The organism is Streptomyces sp. NPDC004658 (genome assembly GCF_040609555.1).
Classification (GTDB): domain Bacteria; phylum Actinomycetota; class Actinomycetes; order Streptomycetales; family Streptomycetaceae; genus Streptomyces.
This window is the reverse complement of sequence record NZ_JBEXKG010000051.1, coordinates 41,662-47,987: the sequence shown is the minus strand read 5'-3', so window position 1 is coordinate 47,987 and position 6,326 is coordinate 41,662. Positions and strand designations below refer to the sequence as shown.

General features: G+C 72.5%; 6 protein-coding genes and 1 pseudogene. 6 read left to right on the top strand and 1 reads right to left on the bottom strand.

Annotated elements, in window-relative coordinates:
• Nucleotides 1-151: 151 nt before the first annotated feature.
• From ABZV94_RS19540 to ABZV94_RS19525, 4 genes are all read left to right on the top strand, one after another.
• Nucleotides 152-2,581 carry an ATP-binding protein gene (locus ABZV94_RS19540; protein ID WP_356341676.1) on the top strand — a complete coding sequence of 810 codons (2,430 nt, stop codon included), beginning with the start codon at nucleotides 152-154 and terminating at the stop codon, nucleotides 2,579-2,581.
• Nucleotides 2,578-3,012: a roadblock/LC7 domain-containing protein gene (locus ABZV94_RS19535; protein ID WP_356341673.1), complete on the top strand. Its 435-nt coding sequence runs from the start codon at nucleotides 2,578-2,580 to the stop codon at nucleotides 3,010-3,012. The genes ABZV94_RS19540 and ABZV94_RS19535 overlap by 4 nt, the downstream gene beginning before the upstream one ends.
• 18 nt (nucleotides 3,013-3,030) lie before the next feature.
• On the top strand, nucleotides 3,031-3,444 hold the full coding sequence (locus tag ABZV94_RS19530; protein WP_356341670.1) for a DUF742 domain-containing protein: 414 nt from the start codon (nucleotides 3,031-3,033) through the stop codon (nucleotides 3,442-3,444).
• Nucleotides 3,445-3,674: 230 nt separating this feature from the next.
• Nucleotides 3,675-4,277, top strand: a complete 603-nt coding sequence (locus ABZV94_RS19525; RefSeq protein ID WP_356341668.1) for an ATP/GTP-binding protein — start codon at nucleotides 3,675-3,677, stop codon at nucleotides 4,275-4,277.
• A 9-nt stretch (nucleotides 4,278-4,286) separates the two neighbouring features.
• Here the strand turns inward: ABZV94_RS19525 and ABZV94_RS19520 are convergent, their stop codons facing one another.
• Nucleotides 4,287-4,715 carry a PPOX class F420-dependent oxidoreductase gene (locus ABZV94_RS19520; RefSeq protein ID WP_356341666.1) on the bottom strand — a complete coding sequence of 143 codons (429 nt, stop codon included), beginning with the start codon at nucleotides 4,713-4,715 and terminating at the stop codon, nucleotides 4,287-4,289.
• 91 nt (nucleotides 4,716-4,806) lie between these two features.
• On the opposite strand from ABZV94_RS19520, the gene ABZV94_RS19515 reads away from it, so the two are divergent.
• Both ABZV94_RS19515 and ABZV94_RS19510 read left to right on the top strand, forming a co-directional pair.
• Entirely contained in the window at nucleotides 4,807-5,220 is a 414-nt protein-coding gene (locus ABZV94_RS19515) for a roadblock/LC7 domain-containing protein (protein WP_356341664.1), read from the top strand.
• Nucleotides 5,221-5,346: 126 nt separating this feature from the next.
• Nucleotides 5,347-6,132: pseudogene (locus ABZV94_RS19510) on the top strand (DUF6397 family protein); the annotation flags it as partial.
• Nucleotides 6,133-6,326: the final 194 nt, after the last annotated feature.

The window sequence follows — 6,326 nt, the reverse complement described above, 5'->3', positions numbered from 1 at the left end:
GGATCAGGCCGTGGTCGTGGCAGTGGTCCCAGAACGCGGCCGGCTCCGGGCACAGGTCGCACCGGTAGGCGCGGGCAGGCGGGCGGTAGCGCGGGGGAGCCGTCGGCACCTGCGCCCCCGGACCGTGCGCGCCAAGGTGGTCAGCCTCCTGATGGTGCCTGTCGTCTCCCTGCTCGCCCTCTGGGCGTACGCCACCGTCACCACCGCCCAGGACGTCGCCCGGCTGCGCCAGTCGCAGCGGGTCGACGCCGAACTGCGCACCCCGGTGGCCGCGGCCGTCACCGCGTTGCAGGCCGAGCGCACCGCGGCCGTCCGCTTCGCCACGGATCCGCGGGCCGTCGACGGCGGCGATCTGGAAGACCTCGCCGCCCGCACCGACCGGGCCGTGGACCGGCTGCGGCTCGGCCGGAACAGCACGGTCGCCGACAGCCAGGAACTGCCCGCCGGCGTCTCCAAACGCCTCGATGCCTTCGTCACCGGCGCCGAGCACCTCAGCACCCTGAGAACAGCCGTACGGGGCCACAGGAGAGGCTGGGACGAGGCGTACACGCAGTACACGAAGACCATAGGCGCCGGCTTGGCGGTCGACGGTGCCCTCACCGGCATCCAGCAGTCCGACGTCGCCTCCGACGCGCGCGTGCTGCTCGAATTCTCCCGCGCCGCCGAAGCGCTGGCCCAGGAGGACGCCCTGCTGGGCAGCGCGCGGACCGCCGGAACCCTGCGGGGAGAGCAGCTGCGGCTCTTCAGCGCCGCCGTCGCCACGCGCCGTGCCCTCACCGAGACCGCCGTCGACGATCTGCCCGCCGCCCAGCGCACCGCCTGGCGGGATCTGACCGCCGCCGGTTCCTACACCGCCCTGGGCGCCGCCGAGGACCGCCTGCTCGCCGCGGGTCCGGGCGCCAGAGTCTCCGACACGGCGCCGCAGGCCTCCTGGGGCGCCGCCCACGCGCGCGTGCAGGACGGCATGCGGACCATCGCGGCAGCCGCGGGCCGTGCCGTCGCCGGCCGCGCCGACCCGGTCACCCGCGGCCTGCTCAGCCCGGCCGGGGCCGCCGTACTCCTCGGACTCGCCGCCGTCGCCGCCTCCCTCGTCATCTCCGTCCGCATCGGACGGGCTCTCGTGGTCGAACTCGTGAGCCTGCGCAACGACGCGCTGGACATCGCCCGCCGCAAACTCCCGGAAGCCATGCGGAAACTGCGCGCGGGCGAGGAGATCGACGTACAGGCCGAGGCCCCCTCCGGACCGCCGGCCGAGGACGAGACCGGTCAGGTCGCAGAGGCCCTGACGACCGTGCACCGCGCCGCGCTGCGGGCCGCCGTGGAACGCGCCGAACTCGCCAGCGGCATCTCCGGTGTCTTCGTCAACCTGGCCCGCCGCAGCCAGGTCCTGGTCCACCGCCAGCTCAGCCTCCTGGACAGCATGGAGCGGCGCTCCGACGACCCCGACGAACTCAGCGACCTGTTCCGCCTCGACCACCTCACCACCCGGATGCGGCGCCACGCCGAGAGCCTGATCATCCTGTCCGGCGCCGCGCCGGGCCGGGCCTGGCGGATGCCGGTGTCCCTGACCAACGTCGTACGCGCCGCCGTGTCGGAAATCGAGGACTACGCGCGCGTGGAGGTGCGCCAGTTCCCCGAGGCGTACGTCATCGGCGCGGCCGTCGCCGACCTCACCCACCTGCTTGCCGAGCTCGTCGAGAACGCGGCCCAGTTCTCACCGCCCCACACGCGCGTGCGGGTGACCGGCGAACCCGTGGGCAACGGCTACGCCCTGGAGATCGAGGACCGGGGGCTCGGCATGGGCGCGGAGACCCTGGCCGAGGCCAACGGCCGCATCGAGCAGTCAGAGGCGCTGGACCTCTTCGACAGCGACCGACTCGGACTCTTCGTGGTCAGCCGGCTCGCCTCCCGGCACGCCATCAAGGTGCACCTGAGGACATCCCCGTACGGAGGCACCACCGCCGTGGTCCTGCTGCCCAAGGCCCTGCTGCACAGCGGGGCGGCCGAATCGTCCACCCGGCAGGGTGAACAGGCCATTCCTGATGAGGAACGCGCCTACGCGCGCGTGCCCGGCGCGACCTCGCCGCAGGAGGCCGCCGTCACCGCGTGGCCGGACCGGCCCGTCCTGGCGGTCACCGCACCCGGCCCGCACGGTGCCGAGCGGACACCGGGACCCCAGCACATCTCAGGGCCAGACGATGCTCGGGGCACCCGGTCGGCACCAGGCCCGGAAGGCACCGGCGCGGCGGCCCGCTCCCACGACACCGCCCATGAACCCCCGCCTCCCGGCGTCACCGCCTTGAGACTGCACCGCTCGCCGGACGACTCGGAGCGCTCCGACGATCTCCCGCGCCGTGTGCGCCAGGCGAGCCTCGCCCCGCAACTGCGCCACCAGCGCTCCGAAGAGCCGGCCGGGCAGCCCACCCGTCACGGCGACGACCGGCGCACCCCCGAACTCGTACGGGACCGCATGGCGGCATACCGCGACGGCTGGGCGCGCGGCGGTGGCAGGCAGCCCGGCCGCGGCGCCGCCCCGGATCCGGAAACGGGCAGTCACAGCAGCGAAGGAGACCCGGCATGATCCAGGACCCGACACCGAACACCGGCCAGCGGTCCGGCGAACTGGACTGGCTGCTCGACGACCTGGTGACGCGTGTGCGCGAGGTGCGGCACGCCGTCGTACTGTCCAATGACGGCCTGGCGGTCGGCGCCTCCACCGACCTCGCGCGGGAGGACGCCGAGCACCTCGCCGCCGTGGCGTCCGGCTTCAACAGCCTCGCCAAGGGCGCGGGACGGCACTTCGGAGCGGGCGGAGTGCGCCAGACCATGGTCGAGATGGACGACGCGTTCCTCTTCGTGGCCGCGGCCGGTGACGGCTCCTGCCTGGCCCTGCTCACCGCGGTCACGGCCGACATCGGGCTGGTCGCCTACGAGATGGCCCGGCTGGTCAAACAGGTTGGCGAGCACCTCTACACGGCGCCGCGCGTCGCGGCGCCGCCCGCCGCCGGATGAGCCGGGAAGGCGGCACGGATGACAGAGAACCCGACCGGCGGGCCGCGGGAGCCGGGCAGCCAGTGGTACGACGGCGAGGCGGGGCCGCTGGTCCGCCCGTACGCCATGACGGGTGGCCGCACCCAGCCCGGGCCGACCGGAGTGCGCTTCGACCTGATCGCACTCGTGACCCTCGATCCCGCAGCTCCGGCGCTGGACGACGACACCGCGCTCGGCCCCGAGCACCGGACGCTGATCGACCTGTGCCGTCCGGAGACGCAGTCCGTCGCCGAACTCGCCGCGGACGCGGACCTTCCGGTCGGCGTGGTCAGGGTGCTCCTGGGGGACCTGCTGGAACTCGGCTGCGTGACCATCAGCCGCCCCGTGCCCCCGGCACATCTGCCCGACGAGCGGATCCTGCGCGAGGTCATCGAGGGATTGCGAGCGCTGTAGATGGACGTCCCGACACCGCCGTACACCGCCCCGTGTCAGCATCTGAACGCCCGGCCGTGCCCCGGTCCGTCCGATCCGGGCACGTTGCGCCAACGATCGGGCCGCAGCCGCTCATATCAGGCGTACTTCGGTCCCCTCGCCCCGGCACGTGTCCGCGTTGTCATGATGCTGCCTTCACCCCCGGAGCACGCGGACGCCGGCCGCGGCCGGCCCTCCCGAGAGAAGTGATCATGGTCTCCGAGCACACCGACGCCATCGGCGACACCTCCGCCCTGGCGCTGAAGATACTGGTCGCCGGTGGTTTCGGCGTCGGCAAGACGACCCTGGTGGGGGCCGTCAGCGAGATCCGGCCGCTGCGCACCGAGGAACTGCTCAGCGAAGCGGGCCAACTGGTGGACGACACCGACGGGGTGGACCAGAAGGTCACCACCACCGTGGCCATGGACTTCGGCCGCATCACGATCCGCTCCGGCCTCTCGCTCTATCTCTTCGGCACACCGGGACAGGACCGCTTCTGGTTCCTGTGGGACGAACTGGCCCAGGGAGCCCTCGGCGCCGTGGTCCTCGCGGACACCCGGCGACTGGAGGACTGCTTCCCGGCCGTCGACTACTTCGAGCACCGGCGCATCCCGTTCGTGGTGGCCGTCAACTGCTTCGCGGGCGCCCGCTCCTACGGAGCCCACGATGTGTCCCGGGCGCTCGACCTCGACCGGGGCACACCCGTGGTGCTGTGCGACGCGCGCGACCGCGACTCCGGCAAGGAAGTGCTGATCAGGCTCGTCGAGTACGCCGGGCGCATGCACACCGCCCGGCTTCTGGACTCGGTCGGCTGAGCCCGCCGTTCAGGCGGCTACGTCCCGCATGGCCTGCACGTTGTCGATGGTCACCCGGACGAGCAGTTCCCCGGGTACGCCGTTGCGGGCGCCGTACTCCTCGGCGCGCTCCTCGCCCATGTACCGGGCGGCGATCCGGGTCGCCCACAGACGAACCTCGGCCAGGTCCTCCGACAGCCGGGCGCGGCCGTTCAGCACCACGAAGTGGAACGGCGGACGGTCGTCGTCCACACACAGGGCCACCCGGCCGTCACGGGCCAGATTGCGTCCCTTCGCCGTCTTCTTGCCGGTGTTGAACACCAACTCGTCCCCGTCCAGCAGGAACCAGATCGGAGCCACATGCGGGCTTCCGTCGGCGCGGACGGTGGAGAGCTTGCCGGTGCGGGTGCCGTCCAGGACGAACGCCCGCCATTCCTCATCGGTCATCTTCTCTGCCATGGGCCCATCCTCCTTGCCCGCACGCCGGTCGTGGGGAAGGCTGGCGGGGAGTTCCTCCAGCCAGGGGGAGACATCACACGGGGAGACGGACATGGCGCAGAACCAGGGTCTCGGCTGGCTCCTGGACGAATTGACCGAGCGGGTGGACCACGTGCGCCACGCACTGGTCCTGTCGAACGACGGGTTGGTCACCGCGGCGAGCACGGGGTTACGCCGGGAGGACGCCGAACATCTTGCGGCCGTGGCATCCGGGCTGCACAGCCTGGCCAAGGGCTCGGGACGCCACTTCGGCGCGGGCACGGTGCGCCAGACGATGATCGAGTACGACGACGCCGTGCTGTTCGTGACCGCGGCCGGCACCGGCAGCTGTCTGTGCGTGCTCAGCGGCGCCCAGGTCGACATCGGCCAGATCGCCTACGAGATGACCCTCCTCGTCAACCGGGTCGGCGAACACCTCCGCGTCGATGCCAGGAAGCCCGAGACGTCTCCGACCACAGACCTCTGACCTGCTGCTTTCCCTACCCCCGTGGACTTATCCACAGGGTCGCCACAGGACGCGACATACCGGCTACGGTGAGTGCACGGCGCACGCACAAGGCGTGAGCCGCAGACTCCACGGGGGAGTACGGCCATGACGCGAAGCACCTTCGACCCAACCCGCCCCAGTACCTGTACGCCGAGCCGTGCCGCTCGCGAACTGGGCCTCAAGCGAATGGAGTTCGACCTGGCCGTCCAGCTCGGCCGCATCCGGACCGTGCCCGACGAGGGCGGGGGAGGAGGCCGGCGCGTGGAGCACGCGGAGATCGAGCGCCTCCGCGCACAGGACGGCTTCCCCGACTCCCTTCGCGAGCGTGTGCGGGTCGTGGGCACGGCGGAGGGTGCCGCCCTCATGGAGATCCCGGCCGGCCGGTTCACCCGGCTCGCCCGCCTGGGCCTCCTCGTGCCCGTGAAGTTCTACCTCAACCGCTACCGTGCCGTGGTCTGGCTCTATCTCGCGGAAGAACTGCGCCAGTTCACGGCGAACCCGGAGCACGCGCACCTGCTCAAGGGCCGTACGCCCGAGACCCTGCGGGGCCAGCTGGCGGCGGGAGTGGATCTGCGGGCACGCAACTGGCGCGCACGCCAGGTCGGGTTCCTGCTCCGGCAGGCCGAGGACCCGTGGGCCCGAGCCGGAGCCGTGGCCGCCTTCCTGGCGCCCGGCGAGGTCGCCGGCGTCCTCGAGGACCCGTCCGAGCGAGCCCGTCTGCACCGGTTCCGACCCGTGCCGCCGGGCCGCGGCGTTCCCGGGTCTCCTTCCGCCCATCTTGCCGAGCGGATCATGACGGCGCAGGACGCGGACGAGGTCGGCTGGCTGCGCAGCGAGTTGGCGCGCTCGGTGGAGGAGGCCCGCGACATCTCGCCGGCCCCGCGTCCGGCAGCTCCCCGGGTTCCGCCGGCGATGCGAGCGGTCGCGCGCCCGATCCCGCCGATGGCGCGGACGGTCACCCGGCCCACCAAAGAGGCGGCGACGCCGTGGACGTCGGCCGCACGGCACCTGGACTCGGCGACAGCACCTCCGAAGCAGGCAGCACAGTTCCCGAAGCCGCTGCGTGGGCTGACACCGTCCCCGGA